Origin of the sequence: Streptomyces sp. NPDC097619 (assembly GCF_040302735.1) — a bacterium.
Taxonomy (GTDB): domain Bacteria; phylum Actinomycetota; class Actinomycetes; order Streptomycetales; family Streptomycetaceae; genus Streptomyces.
Map to the genome: position 1 here is coordinate 22,863 of NZ_JBEOSD010000009.1, position 22,823 is coordinate 45,685.

Sequence of the window (22,823 nt, forward strand, 5' to 3'; positions counted from 1 at the left end):
TCCCCCGGACCGGCCGGACCGCGAAACCCCTGTGGATAAAGTTGTCCACAGGCCGGCGGGGGCGTTCGCGCGATGTCCGAGCCATCGGGTTGCATGGGGGCATGAACGCAGAACTCAGGGCTTCCGCCGATTCCGTACTCGCCCGCCTCGTGGGGGACCCCACGGGCGCGGCCCGGCTGCGCGAGGACCAGTGGCGCGCGATCGAGGCCCTGGTCGCGCACAAGCGGCGGGCGTTGGTCGTGCAGCGCACCGGCTGGGGCAAGTCCGCGGTGTACTTCGTGGCGACGTCCCTGCTGCGCGCCGCGGGCGGCGGGCCCACGGTGATCGTGTCCCCCCTGCTGGCCCTCATGCGCAACCAGGTCGACGCGGCGGCCCGGGCCGGCATCCGGGCCCGGACGATCAACTCCTCCAACCCCGAGGAGTGGGAGGGCGTCCAGGCCGAGGTGGCCGCCGGCGAGGTGGACGTCCTGTTGGTCAGCCCGGAGCGGCTGAACAACCCCGAGTTCCGGGACCAGGTGCTGCCCAAGCTGGCCGCGGCCACGGGCCTGCTCGTGGTGGACGAGGCGCACTGCATCTCCGACTGGGGGCACGACTTCCGCCCCGACTACCGACGGCTGCGCACGATGCTGGCGGACCTGCCGCCCGGGGTGCCGGTGCTGGCCACGACGGCCACGGCCAACGCCCGGGTCACCGCCGACGTGGCCGAGCAGTTGGGCACGGGCGCGGGCACCGACGCGCTGGTGCTGCGCGGCCCGTTGGACCGGGAGAGCCTGAGCCTCGGGGTGCTGGGCCTGCCGGACGCGGCGCACCGGCTGGGTTGGCTGGCCGACCACCTCGACGAGCTCCCCGGGTCGGGGATCGTGTACACCCTGACGGTCGCCGCGGCGGAGGAGGTGACGGCCTACCTCCGCCACCGCGGGCACACCGTCGCCTCCTACACGGGCCGCACCGAGAACGCCGACCGCCAGCAGGCGGAGGAGGACCTCCAGGCGAACCGGGTCAAGGCCCTCATCGCCACCTCCGCCCTGGGCATGGGCTTCGACAAGCCCGACCTGGGCTTCGTGGTCCACCTGGGTTCGCCCTCCTCCCCCATCGCCTACTACCAGCAGGTCGGTCGCGCGGGGCGCGGGGTCGAGCACGCGGAGGTGCTGCTGCTGCCGGGGCGCGAGGACGAGGCGATCTGGCAGTACTTCGCCTCCGTCGCCTTCCCGCCCGAGGAGCAGGTCCGCCGCACCCTGGACGTGCTCGCGCAGGCCGGCCGACCGATGTCGCTGCCCGCCCTGGAGCCGCTGGTCGACCTCCGGCGGACCCGTCTGGAGAGCATGCTGAAGGTCCTCGACGTGGACGGGGCCGTGCACCGCGTGAAGGGCGGCTGGACGGCGACGGGCGAGCCCTGGGTGTACGACGCCGAGCGGTACGCCTGGGTGGCCCGGCAGCGAGCGGCCGAGCAGCAGGCCATGCGGGACTACGCGGCCGCCACGGGCTGCCGCATGGAGTTCCTGCGGCGGCAGCTCGACGACGAGGAGGCGGCGCCCTGCGGCCGCTGTGACAACTGCGCGGGTCCCCGCTACACGGCGGACGTCTCCGATACGGCGCTGGGCGAGGCCCGCGGTGAGCTGAGCCGTCCCGGCGTGGAGTTGGAGCCCCGCCGGATGTGGCCCACCGGCCTGGTGGCGGTCGGCGTGGACCTCAAGGGGCGGATCCCGGCCGGGGAGCAGGCGGCGACGGGCCGCGGCCTGGGCCGGCTCTCCGACATCGGCTGGGGCAACCGGCTGCGGCCCCTGCTCGCCGACCGCGCCGCCGACGCCCCCGTTCCCGAGGACGTGGCGGCGGCGGTGGTGGAGGTGCTGGCGGACTGGGCGCGGGGGCCGGGCGGCTGGGCCTCGGGGTCTCCGGACGCCCCGCCGCGCCCGGTGGGCGTGGTGGCGATGGCCTCGCGGACCCGACCCGCCCTGATCGGATCGCTGGCCGCACGCATCGCGGAGGTGGGTCGGATGCCCCTCCTGGGCTCGCTGGAGTACGCGGCGCAGACCCCGCCGTACGGGCTGTCCTCCTCCAACAGCGCCCAGCGCGTGCGGGCGCTGCACGAACTGCTCTCCGTACCGGGCGAGCTCGCGGAGTCCCTGGCCGCCGCTGCGGGTCCGGTGCTGCTGGTCGACGATCGGTCCGAGACAGGATGGACGCTCGCCGTGGCCGCCCGGCTGCTCCGGCGGGCCGGAGCCGGGGAGGTGTTTCCGCTGGTCCTCGCGGTCCAGTCGTGATCGCGCGCGTCAGGGGCGGCGGCACTGGGCAAGGATATGAACGGCATACCGCCTGAATCCGGTCGGCGGCGCCAATTGCTCGTTGCCGCGCCCTGACGGGCCACGCAAGAATTGGAGGGCTCCCGCACGGCTCGTCGGCACTGTCACAGGGCCGCGCTGTGGCGCGCCGTCACCCAGCCCAGCCCGTCGCCCCGGGCGTGCAGCCGAAGGGAGAACCGTGTCCTTCGGATTCGCGCCGTCCGCAGCCGCTCCGTCTTCTCGGTCCCTCGCCGGAACCGCTTCCGTCAGCCCGCACGGAAGGCTCCTGGAGCCCTCCGAATGGGCCTCGGCGAACGTTCCGCTCCTCACCAATCCCCGCGAGATGGTCAGCGGGTTGTACGCCCGTCACCGGCCGGGCACGGCCACGGCCGTGGTGGCCGTCCTGGGCCCGGAGGAACGCCTGGTCGCCAGTGCCTCCTTCACCCAGCGGTCCCGTTCCGCGGACGGCTGGGAGTACCGCAACGCCCTGCTGTCGCAGCTGCGTCGGGTGATCCCGCACGACCTGCGACGCCGGACCCCGGTGCGGACGGCGGTGCTGCTGTACTGCCGCGAGGGCGAGGGGCACTGGACCGAGGAGGACGGGGCCTGGATGTGGGGCCTGCGGGACGCCTGCACCCTGCACGGGCTGCGCTGCGGCGCGTACATCACGCTGACCGACGAGGGCTGGCAGGTGCTCGGTGAGGGCCGCGGCGGACGGCGTCCCAGCACCGGTCGCGGACCGGTGGACCTGGGCGATCCGGAGAGCCTGGGGGCCCCGCTGACCCCGCGCACGGGGGGCGGCGCCGTGGACCTGCTGCGCCGCACGGTGGCCCGCTGAGCGGTGCCCGGCGGACCGGGCGGTCCCGCCGCCGACGGCGCGGCGGGACCACAGGGCGTCAGACGCCCGCGCCCAGCACGGAGTTGATCTGCGCGGGGTCTCCGCAGACGATCAGCAGTGCGGCGGCGCGGCCGAGGGCGACCGAAAGGATGCCCTCGATGCCCTCGGCGGTTCCGCCGTTGGCGGCGAACACCACCACGGGGCGGCGGGCGGCCCGGCCGGCCTGGGTGGCGTCGGCGTAGAACACGTCGTCCGCGGCGTCGTGCTGGGCCCAGTAGGCGGCTTCGCCGAAGCTCAGCTCGTGGGCGGCCCACGGGTGGGCCTCGCCGCTGGTCAGCACCAGGATGTCGCCGGGCGCGCGGCCCGTTTCGAGCAGCAGGTCCACGGCCTCCTCGGCCGCGTCCAGGGCGCCCTCGGCCGAGGCCGGGATCAGCTGGACCTGCGGGACGGCGGTGGAGACCGACGGGGTGGAGGGGGCGGGACGGGGCGCGGCCGCCACCGGACGCGGCGCGGGCGGCGCGGGCCGGGGGGCGGGACGCGGACCGGGTACGGGGCGGGGGGTCTGCGCGACGCGGCCGGGGGCCGGGGCGACGCGGGGACCCTGGGCACTCTCGTGAATCTGAGGCTCCTCGGGGCTGAGAGGCATGGGTGGGTGTCCATCGAATGCCGGTGCGGTGCGGACCGGCGGGGCTTGCGTGCGCTCAGAAATCGAAGCCGAGTTGGCCTCCGTTTTCCAGTGCGAGCGCTTCCTCGCTCCTGCGGGTCTTCTTCAGGTGCTGCCAGCGCGGCAGCCCGTCGAGGTACGACCAGGAGAGCCGGTGGTACGGGGTCGGGCCCCGCTCCTCCAGCGCCGCGCGGTGTACCGGCGAGGGATAGCCGGCGTTGTCCGCGAAGGCGAAGTCTTCGTGTCCGGCGCCCAGTTCGGCCATCTGCCGGTCGCGCCGGACCTTGGCGATCACCGAGGCGGCCGCGACGGCCACGCAGGACTGATCGCCCTTGATCACCGTGCGGACCAGCCAGGGGGCGCCGAGGTAGTCGTGTTTGCCGTCGAGGATGACCGCGTCGGGCCGGACCGGGAGGGCCTCCAGGGCGCGCACCGCGGCCAGCCGCAGGGCGGCGGTCATGCCGAGGGCGTCGATCTCCTCGGGGGAGGACTCGCCGAGGGCGTAGCTCGTCACCCACCGTTCCAGCACCTCGGCGAGCGCGTCGCGCTTGCGGACGGTGAGCAGTTTGGAGTCGGTCAGTCCTTCGGGCGGCTTGCGGAGGCCGGTGACCGCCGCGCATACGGTCACGGGACCGGCCCAGGCCCCTCGCCCGACCTCGTCGACCCCGGCGATGACCTTGGCGCCGGTGGTTGCGCGGAGGGAGCGCTCGACGGTGTGAGTGGGTGCTTCGTACGGCATGGCGCCAGCAAGGGTACGCCGCTCGGTGGCGACCGCGACACCCCGGGCGGCCCCCCTCTCACGGAGCGGGCCGACCGGCCCGTCCCGGACCCGCGTACTCCGTTACTCGCCGGAGGTGACGTTCCCTACCGCACAGGCCCACGAAGGCCGATCGGGGCGGACACGGCACACTCCGACCCCTTCTCGCACGAGGATTCGGGAGCGATTCCACGCCACTCCCCCGGCCGGGCCGTAGCGGGAGCGAACGATCTCGCGGCCCGGGCTCTCCGCCCGGCGGCCGGTTCCGGAAGGTGCCGACTTCGTCACACCTGTCCGGCTCCACCGTGGCCGCCACCGGCCACGGCCGCTCCGGCGTCCCTCAGGACACCGTCGCGAGCACCCAGGCGGGCAGTTCCTCGGTCCGCTCCCGCCAGGTCGCGGGAACCGTGTCCACGCCCCGGCCGCCCAGGATCCCGCCCACGATGGCGCAGGTGGTGTCCACGTCCCCGCCGACCCGTGCGGTGGTCCAGAAGGCCCCCTCGAAGTCGCCGAGGCTCCGGGCGGCCGACCACAGGGCGAAGGGCACCGTGTCGTGGGCCGAGGTGCGGCGACCGCAGCCCAGCACGGCGGCCACGGTGGTCGCGTCCGCGTAGTCCAGCATGTCCCGGGCCCGTCGCAGCCCGGCGCCGACGGCGCTGCGCGGCACCAGCGCGATGACCGAGTCGAGGAGGTCGGCCGGGGCGGGCGGGCCGTCCGGAGCGGCCACCAGCGCCGCCGCGGCGGCCACGGCCATCGCCCCGCACACGGCTTCCCGGTGCTGGTGGGTCGGGTACGCGGAGATCTCGGCCTGGTGGGTGGCCTGCTCCGGGTCGTCGGCGTACCAGGCCCCGAGCGGCGCGATCCGCATGGCGGCGCCGTTGCCCCAGGAGCCCTGACCGTTGAAGAGGGCGGCGGACAGCTCACGCCAGTCCCCGCCCTCGCGGACCAGGCGCAGCATGCGGTTGACGGCCGGCCCGTAGCCGCGGTCGAAGTCGTGGTGCTCGGCGAAGGACCGGGCCAGGGCGTCCTGGTCGATCCGGTCGTGCGCGGCCAGGACCGCGAGGACGGAGCAGGCCATCTCGGTGTCGTCGGTCCACTGCCAGGGACCGGGGGGCAGCTCGCGCCGCCGGAGCAGGCCGAGGTGTGCGGGGACGAAGAACTGGGAGCCCAGGGCGTCACCCACGGCCAGCCCCCGGAGGCTGGCCAGGGCGCGTCCGAGGCGCCCGCCGGGAGAAGAGTCGGGGATCATCGCGGTCACTCTAGCCGTCCAGGTCATAAGGCTCGGGTACGGTCCACCGCTCGAAGGGCCGGTCGAGCCGGTAGCGGCCGTCCTCGCCCAGCACCAGGACCCGGTACTCGCCGTTGCCGGGGTTGGAGAGGCACTCGAACTCGGCCACCGACCAGTGGAACCAGCGCATGCAGAACAGCCGCATGGTGAGCCCGTGCGTCACCAGCAGGACGTTCGGGGGGTGGTCGGGGGCCTCGAAGCTGCGGTAGAGGCTCTCCAGGAAGGCACCCACCCGGTCGTAGACGTCGGCTCCCGACTCGCCCTGGGCGAAGCGGTAGAAGAAGTGCCCGTAGGCGTCCCGGTACGCCTTCTGGAGCCGTACGTCGTCGCGGTCCTGCCAGTTCCCCCAGTCCTGCTCGCGCAGCCGGGGCTCCTCGCGGACCCGGACCCGGGAGGGGTCCAGCTTGAGCGCCCGGAAGGTCTCCAGGGTCCGCCGGTAGGGCGAGACGTACGCGCTGACGCCCTCCTCGCCGAAGAGGGCGCGCAGCCGCTCCCCGGCGGCGAGGGCCTGCTCCCGGCCGGTGGGGGTCAGGCGGAGGGCGTGGTCGGGCTCCCGTTCGTAGACGGTGTCGTCTGCGTTCCCCTCCGATTCCCCGTGCCGGACGAGGACGATGCGCCGCGGTCGTACCATTCCACGACCCTAGATCGGGCGGAGCCGTTCGAGCGGACGCACGGGGCCGATCGGATCAAACCAGGGGGGCGGGGGCCGCCCGGTCGGGGTGTCCGGGCACGGGGTCGGGCCGGTCCGGTCCGGACGCGCCGGGCCGGGTCCTCAGACGGTCCAGGACCGCTCCAGGTCGATGACGTCCCCGGCGAGGGCTTCCACGTCGGCTTCGGTGTGGGCCCGCAGGGAGAGCCGCTCGATCCGTTCCTGCCGGTACTTGCCGTGCTCGGCCGCGGAGTTCCACATGGAGAGCACCATGAACTCGCGCCCGGGGGCCTCGCCGAAGAGCCCGCGCAGCATTCCGGGGGACCCGGCCATGGCCGGGTTCCACACCTTCTCCTGCATCAGGGCGAAGTGCTCCAGCCGCCCCTCGCGGACCCGGCAGTGCGCCACCCGCAGCAGGTCCGCGTCGGAGAACTGCGGGCTGAAGCCGGTCTTCACGTCGAAGCGGTGGTCGAAGAGCGTGACCCGGGCGTTCTTGAAGGTCCCGGCCTGGGAGGCGGCCAGCCGGTCGTGGGAGCGCGCCATGAAGGAGTCGTAGAAGGACCGGCTCTCCCAGAAGGCGAAGACGTGCGCCACTCCGGGGCGGGCCCGGCTCCAGCCGCCGCCCTGTCCCCGGAAACCCGGCTCACCGGGGAGCCCCGCCCACTTCCGCTGCCCGCGCTCGAACCCCCGGCGGTCCACCACCGTGCAGCGAATCCACTTGACCAGCACCGCGCCATCGTACGGGGATCACCGGGCCCCCGACCGGTGTCCGCGTCAGTAGGTGCGCAGCAGTTGCGCGGCGTCCGTCTCGGACAGTCGGATCCCGAACTCCCGGTCGAGCAGTCCGATGAGCTCCCCGGCCGGGACGGTGCGCTTCTCCTCCCGGCCGTCGGGGTGGACGCGGGAGAACTCGTTCCCGACCAGGGCGGTCCGGGGCCCGTCGGCGGACCGCTGGGCGATCACCCGGCCGAGGAAGGCCGAGCGGGGGTGCGAGGAGCTGTAGTGGTTCATGAGGACGTAGTCCACGGGATGGTGCCGCTGCGGGGAGAAGGAGTACAGCTCCCGCCAGGTGTCGCCGCGCCGGAGGCACAGGGTCCGCTCCCCCTCGGCGCCCTCCCGGACCAGGTAGCGCCACTCGCCCTGGCGGTGCTCGGTGCCGGGCCGGGCCAGCGGGACCGGTTCGCGGGGGCTCTGGTGCCCGAAGCCCGCGTCGCACAGCCACTCGGCGCCGTCCAGCGTGACCACGAGGAGGGCGTGGGTGACCGGGAGCAGGAGGTCCCCGCGGGTGCGGTTGCGGGCGCCCCGGCCCGCCACCTCGAAGCCGATCCGCTCCAGGACGGCGGCCAGCAGCGAGTTCTGTTCGTAGCAGTAGCCGCCCCGCCGGCCGCGCACGAGCTTGTCCTCCAGGCTCTTCACGTCCAGTGCGACGGGGTGGCCCAGCAGCACGTCCAGGCTCTCGAAGGGGATGGCCTCGGTGTGGGCGCGGACGATCCGGGTGAGCGTGGCCAGGTCCGGGCGGAGCTCCCCGGTGCAGCCGGTCCGCCGGAGATAGGCGTCGAGGTCGAGCCGGTCACCCTGCCACATGCGTTCCGTCCCCGGGGAAGGCGCTGCGGGCGGCCCGGCCGGGCGCCCGCCCCTCATGATCGGGGCGCCGCCCCGCCCCGCCAACCCCTGTCCGCCCCCCGAGACCCCCGGGAACGGCCGGAAGGGGCCGGCCACGGTGTGGCCGGCCCCTTCCGGGACCGTCGGACGCGTCACGCGTGCGGCCGGGGGGCCGCCCGCGGTCAGCTGCAGCCGCTGGTGGAGCCGCAGCCCTCGCAGATGTAGCAGGAGCCGGCGCGCTGCATCTTGGTGCCGCAGGAGAAGCACAGCGGGGCGTCGGCGCTCACGCCGAGCTGCATCTCGACGAGCTCGGCGTTGCTGTGCGCCTGCTTGGGGGCGGGCGCCTCGGCGACGGCCACCGGCTTGGGCACGGCCACGACCGCGGCCACCGCCACGGGCGCCGACTGGGCGAGCGCCTCGGTGTCCAGCTCCTCGTCCAGCGGCTCGTAGGAGCCGGTGTCCAGGTGCCGCTGGCGCTCCTCGGCGGTGTGGATGCCGAGGGCCGAGCGGGTCTCGAAGGGCAGGAAGTCGAGCGCCAGGCGGCGGAAGATGTAGTCGACGATCGACTGGGCCATCCGCACGTCCGGGTCGTCCGTCATGCCGGCCGGCTCGAAGCGCATGTTGGTGAACTTGGAGACGTAGGTCTCCAGCGGGACGCCGTACTGCAGGCCGACGGAGACGGCGATGGAGAAGGCGTCCATCATGCCCGCGAGGGTCGAGCCCTGCTTGGACATCTTCAGGAAGACCTCGCCCAGGCCGTCGTCCGGGTAGGAGTTGGCCGTCATGTAGCCCTCGGCGCCACCCACGGTGAAGGAGGTGGTGATGCCCGGGCGGCCCTTGGGGAGGCGCTTGCGGACGGGGCGGTACTCGATGACCTTCTCGACCGCGGCGCGGAGGGTCTCCTCCGTCTTGGCGGTGACCTCGGCCTTCTCGTCCTCCTTCTTCTTCGCGGAGAGCGGCTGGCCGACCTTGCAGTTGTCGCGGTAGATCGCGAGGGCCTTGACGCCGAGCTTCCAGGCCTCGAAGTAGATCTCCTCGACCTCCTCGACGGTGGCCGTCTCCGGCATGTTGACCGTCTTGGAGATCGCGCCGGAGATCCACGGCTGGATCGCGGCCATCATGCGGACGTGGCCCATCGCGGAGATGGAACGCTCGCCCATGGCGCAGTCGAAGACCTCGTAGTGCTCGGTCTTCAGGCCGGGGGCGTCGACCACGTTGCCGTGCTCGGCGATGTGGGCGACGATCGCCTCGATCTGCTCCTCCTGGTAACCCAGGCGGCGCAGGGCCTGCGGGACGGTGCCGTTGACGATCTGCATGGAGCCGCCGCCGACGAGCTTCTTGAACTTGACCAGGGCCAGGTCCGGCTCGACACCGGTGGTGTCGCAGGACATCGCCAGGCCGATGGTGCCGGTGGGCGCCAGCACGGAGGCCTGGGCGTTGCGGAAGCCGTTCTTCGCGCCGAGGCGCACCACGTCCTGCCAGGCCTCGGTGGCCGCGGCCCAGATCGGGGTGTCCAGGTCGTCGCCGCGGGGGGCGACGGCGTTGGCGTCGGCGTGCTGCTTCATGACGCGCTGGTGCGGCTCGGCGTTGCGGGCGTAGCCGTCGTACGCGCCGACGACCGCGGCCAGCTCGGCGGAGCGCTTGTAGGCGGTGCCGGTCATCAGCGAGGTGATCGAGGCGGCGAGGGTGCGGCCGCCGTCGGAGTCGTACGCGTGGCCGGTCGCCATCAGCAGGGCGCCGAGGTTGGCGTAGCCGATGCCGAGCTGGCGGAAGGCGCGGGTGTTCTCGCCGATCTTCTGCGTCGGGAAGTCCGCGAAGCAGATGGAGATGTCCATCGCGGTGATGACCAGCTCGACGACCCGGGAGAAGCGGTCGACGTCGAAGGACTGCCGGCCCTTGCCGTCGTCCTTGAGGAACTTCATCAGGTTCAGCGAGGCGAGGTTGCAGGACGTGTTGTCCAGGTGCATGTACTCGCTGCACGGGTTGGACGCGGTGATGCGGCCGGACTCCGGGCAGGTGTGCCAGCGGTTGATCACGCCGTCGTACTGGATGCCCGGGTCGGCGCAGGCCCACGCGGCCTCGGCGAGCTTGCGGAAGAGCGCCTTGGCGTCGACCTTCTCGATGACCTCGCCGGTCATGCGGGCGCGCAGACCGAACTCGGTTCCGTTCTCCACGGCCTGCATGAACTCGTCGTTCACGCGGACGGAGTTGTTGGCGTTCTGGTACTGCACGGAGGTGATGTCGTCACCGCCGAGGTCCATGTCGAAGCCCGCGTCACGGAGGGCGCGGATCTTCTCCTCTTCCTTGACCTTGGTGGCGATGAAGTCCTCGACGTCCGGGTGGTCCACGTCCAGGACGACCATCTTGGCCGCGCGGCGGGTGGCGCCGCCCGACTTGATGGTGCCGGCGGAGGCGTCGGCGCCGCGCATGAAGGAGACGGGGCCGGAGGCGTTGCCGCCGGAGGACAGCAGCTCCTTGGAGGAGCGGATGCGGGAGAGGTTCAGGCCGGCGCCGGAGCCGCCCTTGAAGATCATGCCCTCTTCCTTGTACCAGTCGAGGATCGACTCCATGGAGTCGTCGACGGCCAGGATGAAGCAGGCGGAGACCTGCTGCGGCTGGGGCGTGCCGACGTTGAACCAGACCGGCGAGTTGAAGCTGAAGATCTGGTGCAGGAGCGCGTACGTCAGCTCGTGCTCGAAGATCTCCGAGTCGGCCGGGGAGGCGAAGTAGCCGTGCTCCTCGCCCGCCTTCGTGTAGGTCTTCACGATCCGGTCGATCAGCTGCTTCAGACCGGTCTCGCGCTGCGGGGTGCCCACGGCGCCCCGGAAGTACTTGCTGGTGACGATGTTGACCGCGTTCACCGACCAGAAGTCGGGGAACTCGACGCCGCGCTGCTCGAAGTTGACCGAGCCGTCGCGCCAGTTGGTCATGACGACGTCACGACGCTCCCAGGCCACCTCGTCGTACGGGTGCACGCCGGGAGTGGTGTGGATGCGTTCGATGCGCAGGCCCTTGCTCGCCGCCTTGGTCCCCTTGGCGCGGGAACCACGTGCCGGACCGCTCGCCGTCTCTGTCATGCCGCCTCCCATATACGGGCAAAAACGCCCTGATGTGCCGACGAAATTCCGTGGCACGGTGTCTGTCTGTCTGGCTGGTGGCCCACGGGGCAGTGCCCCGAGGACAGGTCTGTGGTCCCGGCTCCCGCCGGGAGGACCGATCCGGCCCGGGCCGCGGTGCGGCCGTCGGGTCAGTCGGTGGCGGAGGCGGGCACGGGGACCGGGGCACCGGTCCCGCCGTGCTCGCACTCCTCGTGCGCGGGCCGCCGCTCGCGCAGCTCGCCGATGGCGGCCTCGAAGTCCTCAAGGGTGTCGAACGCCTTGTACACCGACGCGAAGCGCAGGTAGGCGACGAGGTCGAGCTCCTGGAGGGGGCCGAGGATGGCCAGGCCCACGTCGTGGGTGGTCAGCTCGGCACTGCCGGTGGCCCGTACCGCCTCCTCGACGCGCTGGCCGAGCTTGGCGAGGGCGTCCTCCGTGACCGGTCGCCCCTGGCACGCCTTGCGGACGCCCGAGATGACCTTGGTCCGGCTGAAGGGCTCGGTGACCCCGCTCCGCTTGATCACCATCAGTGACGCGGTCTCCACCGTGGTGAAGCGGCGGGAGCAGTCCGGGCACTGGCGGCGTCTGCGGATCGACGTGCCGTCGTCGGTGGTGCGACTGTCCACCACGCGGCTGTCGGGGTGCCTGCAGAAGGGGCAGTGCATGGCTTGAAAACCCTTCCTCACGGCACGACTGAGCGGCTTCGGCACCACCCGGGAAGCAGTCCACCAGGCTCTCGAAGCAGACACCAGCATAGGCGATGTCGAACGCTCCGGTTCACCCCGGACCACAACTTGTGGGCGGCCGGAGCCATACAACCACTAGATCTTGGGTTCTGCCGGAAAGCGACTCTTCCGCGTGTCGCGCGCCGCGCCGGCCGGGAAACGCCCTTGGGATCGCGGCGCCGGGGCGGGAACGCGGCTCGCCGCGCCGTACCGGGACCGACCCCCACCCGACCCGGAAGAGTACCGTAGGCAGCGGTTCCGGCACCGAACCCGCGTTCGGCCGGAGCGGGTCACCGAACGCCCATACACCTTGCGCTTGTGATCACGTCAGGTGAACTGCGTTTTTTCACTCGAACGTGTGTTTGGCGCAACCTTTCGAAAGCCACTAGCGTTGTCCAGCCAGGGAGAACAAGCCGAGAGGGGCCGACGTGACCACCACCGCAGACAGTGCCACCATCACTGCGCAGAACCGCTCCCAGAGCCGACTCGAGCCGGTGCACGCCATGAATGAAGCAGCCATGATCCCGGAGGGCGAGGGCGTACGCCCCGCCCGCTCCCTGCCCGGCAGGCCCCCAGGCATCAGGGCGGACAGTTCGGGCCTCACGGACCGCCAGCGCCGGGTGATCGAGGTCATCCGCGACTCCGTGCAGCGCCGCGGGTACCCGCCGTCGATGCGGGAGATCGGCCAGGCCGTCGGCCTGTCGAGCACCTCCTCCGTGGCCCACCAGCTGATGGCCCTGGAGCGCAAGGGCTTCCTCCGCCGCGACCCGCACCGCCCCCGGGCGTACGAGGTCCGCGGCTCGGACCAGCCCAGCACCCAGCCCACCGACACCACGGGCAAGCCCGCCGCCTCCTACGTGCCGCTGGTCGGCCGGATCGCGGCCGGTGGCCCGATCCTCGCCGAGGAGTCCGTGGAGGACGTCTTCCCGCTCCCCCGGCAGCTGGTCGGTGACGGCGAGCTGTTCGTCCTGAAGGTCGTCGGCGACTCCATGATCGAGGCGGCCATCTGTGACGGGGACTGGGTCACCGTCCGCCGCCAGCCGGTCGCGGAGAACGGCGACATCGTGGCCGCCATGCTGGACGGCGAGGCCACCGTGAAGCGCTTCAAGCGCGAGGACGGGCACGTCTGGCTGCTCCCCCACAACGCCGCCTACCAGCCGATCCCCGGCGACGAGGCCACCATCCTCGGCAAGGTCGTGGCGGTGCTGCGGCGGGTCTGATCCCCGCCCCCAGTCCGGACCCCGGGTACCACTGCGCCGGTCCCGGGGTCCTGCCGTGTCCGCTTACGGGCCCGGGGCGGGAAGCCCCGGGCCCGAAGGCGTGCCTACGCTCCGTTCGCCACGGCCGCCGCGTCGATGGCCGCCAGGGAGCGGCGGACCTGGTTGCGGTCCGTGGTGTACCAGAAGTCGGGCAGCGAGGACTTCAGGAAGCTGCCGTAGCGGGCCGTGGCCAGTCGCGGGTCGAGCACGGCCACCACCCCGCGGTCGCCCGAGGCCCGCACCAGCCGACCGGCGCCCTGGGCCATGAGCAGGGCGGCGTGCGTGGCCGCCACCGCCATGAAGCCGTTGCCGCCGGCCTCCTCCACCGCCTTCTGCCGGGCGCTCATCAGCGGGTCGTCCGGCCGGGGGAAGGGGATCCGGTCCATGACCACGAGCTGGCAGCTCGCACCGGGCACGTCCACGCCCTGCCACAGGGAGAGGGTGCCGAACAGACAGGTGGCCGGGTCCGCCGCGAAGTTCTTGATCAGCTCGCCGAGGGTCTCCTCGCCCTGGAGGAGGATCGGCTGGTCCAGCCGGGTCCGCAGCTCCTCCGCGGCGGCCTGGGCCCCGCGCATCGAGGAGAAGAGCCCGAGGGTGCGGCCGCCGGCCGCCTGGATCAGCTCCGCCAGCTCGTCGAGCATGTCCCCGCGGGAGCCCTCCCGGCCGGGGGTGGCCAGGTGCTTGGCCACGTAGAGGATGCCCTGCTTCGGGTAGTCGAAGGGGGAGCCGACGTCCAGGCCCTTCCACTCCGGCAGGTCCTCGCCCGTCACACCCTCGGGGGCGAGGCCCAGGGAGGCGCCGACGCCGTTGAAGTCCCCGCCCAGCTTGAGGGTGGCCGAGGTCAGCACCACCGAGCGCTCCGCGAACAGCTTCTCGCGCAGCAGCCCGGAGACCGACATCGGGGCGACCCGGAGGGTGGCCCCGAAACGGTCGTGGCGCTCGTACCAGACCACGTCGTACTCGGAGCCCTGGGTGATCCGCTCGGCCACGTCGTGGACGGACTCCACGGAGGCCAGGGCCTGCTTGCGGACGGCGTCCTCGTCCTGCACGGACTTGTCGCGGGTGGCCCCGATCGCCGAGATGACGTTCCGCGCGGCATCGCGCAGGGCCATCAGGGCGTAGCCGAGGTCCTCGGGGATCTCCTCCAGGCGGCCGGGCAGGGCCAGCTCCATGAGGCGTTCGAAGCCCTCGGCCGCGGTCTGGAGGGAGTCCGCGGTCTTCTCGTCGACCAGTTTCGCGGCCCGCTTCACGGCGCGGTTGACCTGCCCGGGGGTCAGCTCCCCGGTGGCCACCCCGGTGACCCGGGAGACCAGCTCGTGGGCCTCGTCGACGATCAGCACCTCGTGCTGCGGGAGCACCGGGGCGCCCTCGATGGCGTCGATGGCGAGCAGGGCGTGGTTGGTGACGACCACGTCGGCGAGCTTGGCGCGCTCCCGGGCCGCCTCGGCGAAGCACTCGGCCCCGTAGGCGCACTTGGTGGCGCCCAGGCATTCGCGGGAGGAGACGGAGACCTGGGACCAGGCGCGGTCGGAGACCCCGGGGGTCAGGTCGTCGCGGTCGCCGGTCTCGGTCTCGTCGGCCCAGTCCCGCATCCGGAGCAGGTCCTTGCCGAGCTTGCTGGTGGGGGCGGCCGCCTCGAACTGGTCGAAGAGGCCCTCCTCCTCGTCCTGCGGGGCGCCCTCGTGGAGGCGGTGCAGGCAGAGGTAGTTGGAGCGGCCCTTGAGCATGGCGTACTGCGGGCGGCGGCGGAGCAGCGGGTGCAGGGCCTCCACGGTCCGCGGCAGGTCCCGCTCGACCAGCTGGCGCTGGAGGGCGAGGGTGGCGGTGGCGACGACCACCCGCTCGCCGTGCGCCAGGGCGGGGACCAGATAGCCCAGGGACTTTCCGGTGCCGGTGCCGGCCTGCACCAGGCGGTGGGAGTTGTCGTCGATGGCTTCCGCGACGGCTTCGGCCATGGCCACCTGGCCGGGGCGCTCCGTACCGCCGACGGCGGTGACGGCGGCGTGCAGCAGGTCGGAGAGAGGGGGCTTCGTCATAGCACCGCCAACCCTACGCGGGTCCTCGGACAGTGGAGGACGGTCCGGGAGCGTGACCGGCCCCGCCGGGGGCGGCCGGCTCGGGCGGGCGGGGGCCGGTCGGCGGGCGCCGCAGCGGGTGGCACGGGCCCGCCGGGGGCGGGGGCCCGGCCGGCGGGGCGCACCGGGTGCGGGCCGGCGGCGGTCACAGCAGGGTGCGCAGGGCTCGGTCGCGGATCATGAGGGCGGCCCGCTTGTCGGGCAGCGCGATCTCCGCGGAGAAGCGGAAGCCGGCGTGGAGGAAGGCCGCCACGGAGGGGGTGTTGCGGAGGTCCGGTTCGGCCACGACACGCGCGCAGCGGGGCCGGTGGTCGAGGACGAGGTCGGCGACGGCGCGCAGCAGCCGGCCGCCGAGGCCGCGGTCGCGGTCGCCGGGCTCTCCGATGAGAAGGTGGAGTCCGGTGTCGTGGGGACGCGCCGGGTAGTGGCGGGCCAGCGGGTCCAGGTCGGCGCGGTAGACCTCCCAGTAGCTCATGGGTCGGCCGTCGAGGAGTCCGAGACAGGGGATGCTGCGTCCGTCGCCGTCGAGTTGGGCGGCGAGGTGGGCCGCGGTGGTCGCGGCGGGGCCGGCGAGCTCCCAGAAGGCGGCCACGGCGGGATCGTTCATCCAGCGCGTGACGAGGTCGAGGTCGTGTTCCGGGCGGACCGGGGTCAGGGTGAAGAGGCCGTCCGGGGTCCGGACCGGGTCCCAGGCGGCCGGTGAGTCGAGGAGTTCGGCCTCGGCGAGCCGGGGCAGGTCGGCGCGGGCGTCGGGGGCCCGGCCGAAGCGGAAACAGTCCGCAGCTGGTTCGGCGGGCAGGCCGGGGCCCTCCTCGCCGAGGAGGTCGGGGAAGCCCGGCGGCAGCCGTAGTTCCAGGGTGTCCTCGCAGGAGGTCCCGGTGTGGGGGGCGGGAGCGGTTCCCGTGTCGGTGGTGGAGGGCATCGGCTTCCCTGCTTCAGGCGTGGAGGGGGTTGGTGAGGGTGGTGTAGACGGACTGGGTGTCGACGGGGCCGACGAGTTCGTCGAGGCCGTGGACGCGGGTGCGGAGGTTGGCCTTGCAGCGCAGGACGGGCGAGTCCAGCAGCAGGGCGGGCAGGGGTCCCAGTCCGGCCGCCTTGCCGAGGAAGCGGCGCAGGGCGGCGAGGAGGACGCGCTCGTCGGCGAGCTGTTGGGAGCCGAAGGCGCCGATCAGGCCGAGGGCGTTGTTGATGCCGAGGTAGTAGGCGAAGCGCTCGTCGGTGACGGCGTCGGGGACGAAGGTGTCGCTGCGGCAGCCGATGCCGGGGAGCCGGCGGTCCAGCGCCTCGCGGTGCGATTCCCGGAAGTAGTAGCCCTGGTTGTCGCGGTAGCGCCCGCCGATCGGCCAGCCGGCCGGGTCGAGGAGGACCAGGGTGTTCTGCTGGTGGGCTTCGAGGGCGATGCCCGCGAGGGCGTCGAGGGCGAGGACGGGCAGGACCACGTGGTCCAGGTAGCGCAGGAACCACTCGGTGGCCACGGCGGAGGCGGGGCGGCCGGTGGTCGCGGCGAGCCGGTGCACGGTTCCGGCGAGCCGGGAGCGGAGTCCGGCGCGGCCCGGTCGGGGGTGGGGGGAGGTGAGGGCGGCCACGCAGACGGCCTCGTCGCGGGGGCCGAAGGGGTTGTGGCGCAGCAGGGCGTCGAGGCCGGGTACGGGGCTGCCGTCCGGGTCGTCCACGGCCACCCAGGCGGGGTCGCGGACGATGTCGAAGCCGGGGTGGGCGAACTGCCACTCCTCGGCCAGGCCGGAGCGGAGGAGGCGGTGTACCTCCACCCCGCGGTGGAGTTCCTTGCGGAGGTTCTCCCGGCGGGAGTTGGTGATGGCCAGGCCGAGGGAGAGCTTGAGCATGGCCGGGGCGCCGGGTCGGTGGACGGTGCGGACCGAGGAGGTGGGGTGCCAGGGCTCGCCGTGGGGGCCGAGGTCCCGGAGGAGTCCGGCCTCGTGGAGGGCGGCGACGGCGGGGCGCAGCCGCAGTTCGCGGGCCTGCCAGGGGTGCAGGGGCAGGGCGACGGTGCCGGCGGGCGGGGTGAGGCCGGGGGCGAGGCGGGCGAGGAGCCGTTCGGCGGGGACGGGCCTGCCGCCTTCGGTCCAGGCCGAGTCGGTGGCCAGGAGGGAGCGGTCCACGGCGGTCCAGTGGAGGGGGAAGGAGCCGCGGGTCTCGGGCGAGTAGTGCCGGGCCTCGCTCTCGGAGAACCCTTCCCGGCTCTTGGGGGCGGGGTGGAGGGGGTGGCCGAGGAGGAGGGATTGTTCGGCGGTGAGGAAGGGGTCCGTGACGGCCGGGGGCGCGGGGCGTTCGCGGCGCTCGGTGAGGAGGGCGGTGGTGCGGCGCACGGAGTCGGCGACGCGGCCGAGGAGTTCGGGGCCGCCGCGGCCGCCTTCCTCGCGGAGGAGCAGCGCGGCGAGGGTCACGGGGTCCACGGCGGGGGCCTGCGGCGGGGCGCCTTCGAGCCGGGGTGCCCCGAAGCGGTGCCAGCCGGTGGCGGACCAGTAGCGGACGGGGGCCAGGAGGGCCGTTCCGGAGGCGGGCAGCGGGATCCGCAGGAGGCCGCCCTCGGGCCGGGGCAGGTCGTTCTCGCGGGCCCAGCAGCGGAGCAGGTTCTCGGTGCCGGCGGCCTCGGCGGCGACGGCCGGGTCGGGGTGGTCCAAGGGGTCCGGAGGGCCCTCGGGGGTGCCGTCGGCGTCGGGGACCAGAGTGCCCAGCGGGCGCCGGGCGGCCGCGTCCTGCTGGCGCGGCAGCAGGGCGGGTGCCGCGCCGGGCCGGGCCCGCTGTGCGGGGCCTTCGGAGGCGGGCGGCTCGGGTGCGGGGCTGGGGTTCACGGGGTTCCTTCGCGGGTGGGTTCCGGTGCGGCGCGGATGCGCGGCTCAGCGCGGGGTGCGCGGCCGGTGGAGCCGGTTCCGTTCGGCGGCGGCCACGGCGTCGGCGAGGCGTTCCAGGACGGCGTCGGCCTGCCCGTCGGTGAGGGTGAGCGGCGGCAGCAGCCGTACGACCTCGCCGTGGGGGCCGCCGAGGCCGAGGATCAGCCCCCTGTCCAGGCAGGCGCTCCGGATCTCGGCGGCCAGCGCGGGAGCGGCCGGGGCGATCCGTCGGGACGGCGCCGGCCCGGGGGCGGTGAAGGGCCACGGCGGCCGGGCGGGCCCGGCGTCGCGCGCCCGGTCCGAGACGTGCGCCCGGTCCGGGGGCGACTGCGGGACGGTCCTCGCGGGTCGGTCCCCCGGTGCGGCGGGGCGCGGCACGGCGGGGGTCCCGGCCGTGGTCGGGTGCTCCGGCTCACCGGCGGCGCGTTCCGGGTCGACGATCTCCAGGCCGATCATGAGTCCGCGGCCGCGGACCTCTCCGACACAGGTGTGGCGGGCGGCGAGCCCGCGGATCTCTTCGAGCATCCGGGCGCCGAGGGCGGCGGCGCGTTCGGCGAGCCGGTGGGTCCGGACGTGGGCGAGGGTGGCGGTGCCGGCGGCCATGGCCAGCTGGTTGCCGGGGAAGCCGGCGGGCGCCCCGGTCTCCGGTCCGGGGTCCAGGTCGGCGTGGTGCACGACCACCGACAGGGGGAGGCTGCCGCCGAGCGCCCGGGACAGCACCATCACGTCGGGGACCACGCCCGCGTGGTCCACTCCCCAGAAGGCTCCGGTCCGGCCCACTCCTGTCCGTGTCTCGTCGGCGATGAGGGCGATGCCCCGGGCCCGGGTGAGCTCGCGCAGCCGGCGCGTCCACGGGTCCGGGGCCGGGTGCACCCCGGCCTCGCAGCGGACCGGTTCGAGGAGCACCGCGGCGGGCGCGGTGGCGGGGCCCGCCCGGCCGTCGAGCACCTCCTCGGTCCAGCGGGCGGCGAGTCCGGCGCCCCGGGGGCCGCCGGTCCCGAAGGCGCAGCGGACCTCCCGGGGGTGCGGGAGCCGGAGGGTGCGTCCCCCGGTCGGCTCGCCCGCCCGCGGGCCCTGGGCCCGCGCCGGTCCGTCCGGGCCCGTGACCGGCGGGCCGTCCCCGGCGCCCGGGTAGGCGGGGGCGCCGTGGACGATCAGGTCCGGACGCCCCGAGGCGCGGCGGGCCAGGGCGACGGCCTCGGCCACCGCGTCGGCGCCGGCCGGTCCGCAGAAGCGGATCCGGCCGTCCCGGGCCAGGGGCGCGGGGAGGCAGGCCAGCAGCTCGGCGGTGAAGGCCTCCCGGACGGGGGTGTCCAGGCCGAGGGCGTCCAAGGGGGCCCCGGAGTCGATCACCCTCCGGATGGCCTCCAGGACCACGGGGTGGTTGTGGCCCAGGGCCAGGGTGCCCGCGCCGGAGAGGCAGTCCAGGTAGCGGCGGCCGTCCGCCGCTTCGATGGTCAGGCCCCGGGCCCGGACCGGCACCACCGGGAGCGACCGGGCGTAGGTGCGGGCGGCGGTCTCGCGGGGGGTCCGCCGGCGCGGCTGCGGGACCGCCGCGGGCGCGCCGCCCCCGCTCGCCCCGCTCCGCGTGCCCCCGTCCTCCGCGGCCCCGTTCCCCGCGCCCCTCGCGGCGGCCTGTTCGGTCACGGCCACGGTTCTCCGTCCTCCCGGATGATTGCTCCTCGAACAAGGGCGCTGCCCGTGCGTCCCCCGTCCGTACCAACGACGGGGGCGGCGGGGGAACACGGGTGGTCCGGATGATCGTTGCGGCCGGGGAACCGTGGGCCCCTGCTGTGCCGTCACCAACGGCAGCGGCATAGTGGGGGGTTGCACTCCACGTCTCGAAGCAGCAAGGGGATTCACGACCATGCGACCGATCCGACCGGCTCCCGCCACCTCGAACGGAGGGCGTTCCCGCCGCGTGTCCCGGGCGGTGGCGGCCACCGGACTGTGCGCGGCCCTCGCGCTGACCGTCGCGGGCTGCGGGCCCGGCGGGGACGAGGGCGCCGGGAAGCCGTCGACCGCCGCGAGCTCCCCGGCGGCCGGTCCGGGCGGGATCAAGATCCCCGGGGACTGGAAGGACAAGCTCAAGGAACACGGCATCGACCTGGACAAGTGGAAGGACGGTGCCTGGCGGGACTGGAAGAAGGACGACTGGCTGCGCGAGGCCGAGGACTTCGTCAACCCGATCATCGAGGACCTGTGGGACCCGGACCGGATGCGCCGGGCCGAGCAGCCCGACCAGCCGGTGGCGGACCCCGACCTCGGGCAGGACCAGGGGGTCACCGACCCGGCCCCGACGCCGGTGCGCGCGAGCGCCGTGGCGCCCCGCTACCACGAGTCCGTCCCCGAGGCGGGCAAGGTGTTCTTCGACGGCCCCGAGGGCTCCATGGTCTGCTCGGCCACGGTGGTCGCGGACCCGGCGAACCCGGGCCGCTCCAACATGGTCTGGACGGCGGGGCACTGCGTGCACGCGGGCAAGAAGGGCGGCTGGTACCGCAACATCGCCTTCGTGCCCTCGTACAACGACGCGGGCCGCTCCTCCGCCGAGCTGAAGGAGGCCACCCGCGAGCAGGTCGCCCCGTACGGGGTGTGGTGGAGCGACTGGGCGCAGACCTCCGACCAGTGGATCGCGCAGGGCGGTCCGACCGGTGGGGCCGGTGCCCCCTTCGACTTCGCGGTCCTGCACGTGACCCCGGAGGGCGGCGCCGGGAAGTCCCTGGAGGAGACCGTCGGCGGGGCGCTGCCGGTGGAGTTCGCGGCCCCCTCCGTCGGGAAGATCGCGAAGATCACGGCCACCGGCTACCCGGCGGCGGCGCCCTTCGACGGGCAGCGGGCGTTCCAGTGCGCCGACCGGCCGGGCCGGCTGTCGCTGAACGGGACGGACCCGGTGATGTACCGGATCGGCTGCACGATGACGGGCGGGTCCTCCGGCGGCGGCTGGGTGGCCACCGGCCGGGACGGCAAGCCGGCCCTGGTCTCCAACACCTCGATCGGCCCGGCCTCGGCGGGCTGGCTGGCCGGTCCCCGGCTCGGCGACGAGGCCAAGGCGGTGTTCACGGCGGTCAGCGGCAAGTTCCGCCGCTGAGGGGTCCCGCCGCCGGGGCGCGGACCCCGGCGGGCGGGCGGAACGGAGAAGGGCTCCGGCCCCAGGCGATCACCTGGGGCCGGAGCCCTTCCGCCTACCGGGGGCGGTGCGCCGGCGCGCCCCGCCCCCTCCGGCTCAGTTCTTGGCGGGGACGTACGGAGCCAGGTCCGCGGCCAGTTCCTCGTTGACCCGCGCCTTGAGGAGGGTGCCCTCCGGCGTGTGCTCCTCGGAGATCACCTCGCCCTCGGCGTGGGCGCGGGCGACCAGGGACCCCCGGGTGTAGGGCACCAGCACCTCCACCTCGACGGAGGGGCGGGGCAGCTCGGAGTCGATGAGCGCGAGCAGCTCCTCGATGCCCATGCCGGAGCGGGCCGAGACGGCGATGGAGCGCCGCTCGATCCGCAGCAGCCGCTGGAGGACCAGCGGGTCCGCCGCGTCCGCCTTGTTGATCACCACGATCTCGGGCACGTCCACGGCCCCGACCTCGCGGATGACCTCGCGGACCGCCGCCAGCTGCTCCTCGGGGGCCGGGTGCGAGCCGTCCACCACGTGCAGGATGAGGTCGGACTCGCCGACCTCCTCCATGGTGGAGCGGAAGGCCTCGACCAGGTGGTGGGGCAGGTGCCGGACGAATCCGACGGTGTCGGCGAGGGTGTAGATCCGGCCCGTCGGGGTCTCGGCCCGACGGACGGTCGGGTCGAGGGTGGCGAACAGGGAGTTCTCCACGAGCACGCCCGCCCCGGTGAGGCGGTTGAGCAGGGAGGACTTCCCGGCGTTGGTGTAACCGGCGATCGCGACCGACGGGATCTTGTTCCGCCGCCGCTCCTGCCGCTTGATGTCACGGCCGGTCTTCATCTCCGCGATCTCCCGGCGCATCTTCGCCATCTTCTCGCGGATCCGGCGCCGGTCCGTCTCGATCTTGGTCTCACCGGGGCCTCGGGTGGCCATGCCGCCACCGCCGCCGCCACCCATCTGCCGGGACAGCGACTGACCCCAACCGCGCAGGCGCGGCAGCATGTACTGCATCTGCGCGAGCGCGACCTGCGCCTTGCCCTCTCGGGACTTGGCGTGCTGGGCGAAGATGTCGAGGATCAGGGCGGTCCGGTCGACGACCTTGACCTTGACCACGTCTTCGAGGGCGATGAGCTGGCCGGGGCTGAGCTCGCCGTCGCAGACCACGGTGTCCGCACCGCTCTCCACGACGATGTCGCGCAGCTCACGGGCCTTGCCCGAGCCGATGAAGGTGGCCGGGTCCGGCTTGTCCCGGCGCTGGATCACGCCGTCGAGGACGAGGGCACCGGCGGTCTCGGCGAGCGCGGCGAGCTCCGCGAGGGAGTTCTCCGCGTCCCCGACCGTGCCGGAGGTCCACACGCCGACGAGCACGACCCGCTCCAGACGGAGCTGCCGGTACTCGACCTCGGTGACGTCTTCGAGCTCGGTGGAGAGGCCGGCGACGCGGCGCAGGGCCGCGCGCTCGGAGCGGTCGAACTGCTCGCCGTCCCGCTCCCCGTCGATCTCGTGGCTCCAGGCGACGTCCTCTTCCATCAGGGCATCGGCCCGAAGGCTCTCGGTGAAGCTCTGCGCGTCCCGCGCGTCCTGGGAAGGGGAAGAAGAGGAGGTCATTGGATCCTTCACGTCGATACGAATCG

The 22,823-nt window shown here is 73.8% G+C and carries 17 protein-coding genes; 4 read left to right on the top strand and 13 right to left on the bottom strand.

Going from position 1 to position 22,823, the window contains the following annotated elements; genetic code table 11:
• Positions 1 to 101: 101 nt before the first annotated feature.
• Together ABTZ17_RS04340 and ABTZ17_RS04345 are read left to right on the top strand one after the other, a co-directional pair.
• On the top strand, positions 102 to 2,261 hold the full coding sequence (locus ABTZ17_RS04340) for a RecQ family ATP-dependent DNA helicase (protein ID WP_352193963.1): 2,160 nt from the start codon (positions 102 to 104) through the stop codon (positions 2,259 to 2,261).
• 217 nt (positions 2,262 to 2,478) lie between these two features.
• On the top strand, positions 2,479 to 3,117 hold the full coding sequence (locus ABTZ17_RS04345; protein ID WP_352193964.1) for a hypothetical protein: 639 nt from the start codon (positions 2,479 to 2,481) through the stop codon (positions 3,115 to 3,117).
• Between the two features lie 58 nt (positions 3,118 to 3,175).
• Here ABTZ17_RS04345 and ABTZ17_RS04350 read toward each other — a convergent pair whose 3' ends face one another.
• The 8 genes from ABTZ17_RS04350 to nrdR all read right to left on the bottom strand — a co-directional run bounded on the left by ABTZ17_RS04350 (position 3,176) and on the right by nrdR (position 11,840).
• Positions 3,176 to 3,763 carry a hypothetical protein gene (locus tag ABTZ17_RS04350; protein ID WP_352193965.1) on the bottom strand — a complete coding sequence of 196 codons (588 nt, stop codon included), beginning with the start codon at positions 3,761 to 3,763 and terminating at the stop codon, positions 3,176 to 3,178.
• Positions 3,764 to 3,818: 55 nt separating this feature from the next.
• Positions 3,819 to 4,520: a ribonuclease HII gene (gene rnhB, locus ABTZ17_RS04355; protein ID WP_352193966.1), complete on the bottom strand. Its 702-nt coding sequence runs from the start codon at positions 4,518 to 4,520 to the stop codon at positions 3,819 to 3,821.
• A gap of 358 nt (positions 4,521 to 4,878) precedes the next feature.
• Positions 4,879 to 5,787, bottom strand: coding sequence for an ADP-ribosylglycohydrolase family protein (locus tag ABTZ17_RS04360; protein ID WP_352193967.1), 909 nt, complete (start codon positions 5,785 to 5,787; stop codon positions 4,879 to 4,881).
• Positions 5,788 to 5,797: 10 nt separating this feature from the next.
• Positions 5,798 to 6,457, bottom strand: a complete 660-nt coding sequence (locus ABTZ17_RS04365; RefSeq protein WP_352193968.1) for a histidine phosphatase family protein — start codon at positions 6,455 to 6,457, stop codon at positions 5,798 to 5,800.
• Positions 6,458 to 6,598: 141 nt separating this feature from the next.
• The gene (locus tag ABTZ17_RS04370; protein WP_352193969.1) at positions 6,599 to 7,204 is read right to left on the bottom strand and encodes a YdbC family protein; all 606 of its coding nucleotides are present in this window, start codon (positions 7,202 to 7,204) and stop codon (positions 6,599 to 6,601) included.
• A 45-nt stretch (positions 7,205 to 7,249) separates the two neighbouring features.
• Positions 7,250 to 8,059 (bottom strand): arylamine N-acetyltransferase family protein, encoded by an 810-nt coding sequence (locus ABTZ17_RS04375; protein ID WP_352193970.1) that lies wholly within the window; start codon positions 8,057 to 8,059, stop codon positions 7,250 to 7,252.
• Between the two features lie 200 nt (positions 8,060 to 8,259).
• On the bottom strand, positions 8,260 to 11,154 hold the full coding sequence (locus ABTZ17_RS04380) for a vitamin B12-dependent ribonucleotide reductase (RefSeq protein WP_352193971.1): 2,895 nt from the start codon (positions 11,152 to 11,154) through the stop codon (positions 8,260 to 8,262).
• Between the two features lie 170 nt (positions 11,155 to 11,324).
• Complete coding sequence (gene nrdR, locus ABTZ17_RS04385) at positions 11,325 to 11,840, bottom strand: transcriptional regulator NrdR (protein ID WP_352193972.1); 516 nt, start codon at positions 11,838 to 11,840, stop codon at positions 11,325 to 11,327.
• A gap of 488 nt (positions 11,841 to 12,328) precedes the next feature.
• Here nrdR and lexA point away from each other — a divergent pair, with 488 nt between their 5' ends.
• Positions 12,329 to 13,120, top strand: a complete 792-nt coding sequence (lexA, locus tag ABTZ17_RS04390) for a transcriptional repressor LexA (RefSeq protein WP_352193973.1) — start codon at positions 12,329 to 12,331, stop codon at positions 13,118 to 13,120.
• Positions 13,121 to 13,224: 104 nt separating this feature from the next.
• Here the strand turns inward: lexA and ABTZ17_RS04395 are convergent, their stop codons facing one another.
• The 4 genes from ABTZ17_RS04395 to ABTZ17_RS04410 all read right to left on the bottom strand — a co-directional run bounded on the left by ABTZ17_RS04395 (position 13,225) and on the right by ABTZ17_RS04410 (position 19,739).
• Positions 13,225 to 15,195: an ATP-dependent DNA helicase gene (locus ABTZ17_RS04395; RefSeq protein ID WP_352193974.1), complete on the bottom strand. Its 1,971-nt coding sequence runs from the start codon at positions 15,193 to 15,195 to the stop codon at positions 13,225 to 13,227.
• Between the two features lie 184 nt (positions 15,196 to 15,379).
• Positions 15,380 to 16,156 (bottom strand): GNAT family N-acetyltransferase, encoded by a 777-nt coding sequence (locus ABTZ17_RS04400; RefSeq protein WP_352193975.1) that lies wholly within the window; start codon positions 16,154 to 16,156, stop codon positions 15,380 to 15,382.
• Between the two features lie 13 nt (positions 16,157 to 16,169).
• On the bottom strand, positions 16,170 to 18,047 hold the full coding sequence (locus ABTZ17_RS04405) for an IucA/IucC family protein (RefSeq protein WP_352193976.1): 1,878 nt from the start codon (positions 18,045 to 18,047) through the stop codon (positions 16,170 to 16,172).
• Positions 18,048 to 18,092: 45 nt separating this feature from the next.
• Positions 18,093 to 19,739, bottom strand: a complete 1,647-nt coding sequence (locus tag ABTZ17_RS04410) for an aminotransferase class III-fold pyridoxal phosphate-dependent enzyme (RefSeq protein WP_502994592.1) — start codon at positions 19,737 to 19,739, stop codon at positions 18,093 to 18,095.
• 214 nt (positions 19,740 to 19,953) lie between these two features.
• On the opposite strand from ABTZ17_RS04410, the gene ABTZ17_RS04415 reads away from it, so the two are divergent.
• The gene (locus tag ABTZ17_RS04415; RefSeq protein WP_352193977.1) at positions 19,954 to 21,174 is read left to right on the top strand and encodes a trypsin-like serine peptidase; all 1,221 of its coding nucleotides are present in this window, start codon (positions 19,954 to 19,956) and stop codon (positions 21,172 to 21,174) included.
• A gap of 135 nt (positions 21,175 to 21,309) precedes the next feature.
• On the opposite strand, the gene hflX is transcribed toward ABTZ17_RS04415, so the two are convergent.
• The gene (gene hflX, locus ABTZ17_RS04420) at positions 21,310 to 22,797 is read right to left on the bottom strand and encodes a GTPase HflX (RefSeq protein WP_352193978.1); all 1,488 of its coding nucleotides are present in this window, start codon (positions 22,795 to 22,797) and stop codon (positions 21,310 to 21,312) included.
• Positions 22,798 to 22,823 lie beyond the last annotated feature (26 nt).

Excerpts from the sequence above, each read along its gene's own strand:
- ABTZ17_RS04360 (WP_352193967.1), bottom strand. The coding sequence starts at position 5,787 with ATGATCCCCGACTCTTCTCCCGGCGGGCGCCTCGGACGCGCCCTGGCC.
- ABTZ17_RS04395 (WP_352193974.1), bottom strand. The coding sequence starts at position 15,195 with ATGACGAAGCCCCCTCTCTCCGACCTGCTGCACGCCGCCGTCACCGCC.
- nrdR (WP_352193972.1), bottom strand. The coding sequence starts at position 11,840 with ATGCACTGCCCCTTCTGCAGGCACCCCGACAGCCGCGTGGTGGACAGT.
- ABTZ17_RS04365 (WP_352193968.1), bottom strand. The coding sequence starts at position 6,457 with ATGGTACGACCGCGGCGCATCGTCCTCGTCCGGCACGGGGAATCGGAG.
- ABTZ17_RS04380 (WP_352193971.1), bottom strand. The coding sequence starts at position 11,154 with ATGACAGAGACGGCGAGCGGTCCGGCACGTGGTTCCCGCGCCAAGGGG.
- ABTZ17_RS04340 (WP_352193963.1), top strand. The coding sequence starts at position 102 with ATGAACGCAGAACTCAGGGCTTCCGCCGATTCCGTACTCGCCCGCCTC.
- ABTZ17_RS04375 (WP_352193970.1), bottom strand. The coding sequence starts at position 8,059 with ATGTGGCAGGGTGACCGGCTCGACCTCGACGCCTATCTCCGGCGGACC.
- ABTZ17_RS04415 (WP_352193977.1), top strand. The coding sequence starts at position 19,954 with ATGCGACCGATCCGACCGGCTCCCGCCACCTCGAACGGAGGGCGTTCC.
- ABTZ17_RS04350 (WP_352193965.1), bottom strand. The coding sequence starts at position 3,763 with ATGCCTCTCAGCCCCGAGGAGCCTCAGATTCACGAGAGTGCCCAGGGT.
- ABTZ17_RS04400 (WP_352193975.1), bottom strand. The coding sequence starts at position 16,156 with ATGCCCTCCACCACCGACACGGGAACCGCTCCCGCCCCCCACACCGGG.
- rnhB (WP_352193966.1), bottom strand. The coding sequence starts at position 4,520 with ATGCCGTACGAAGCACCCACTCACACCGTCGAGCGCTCCCTCCGCGCA.
- hflX (WP_352193978.1), bottom strand. The coding sequence starts at position 22,797 with ATGACCTCCTCTTCTTCCCCTTCCCAGGACGCGCGGGACGCGCAGAGC.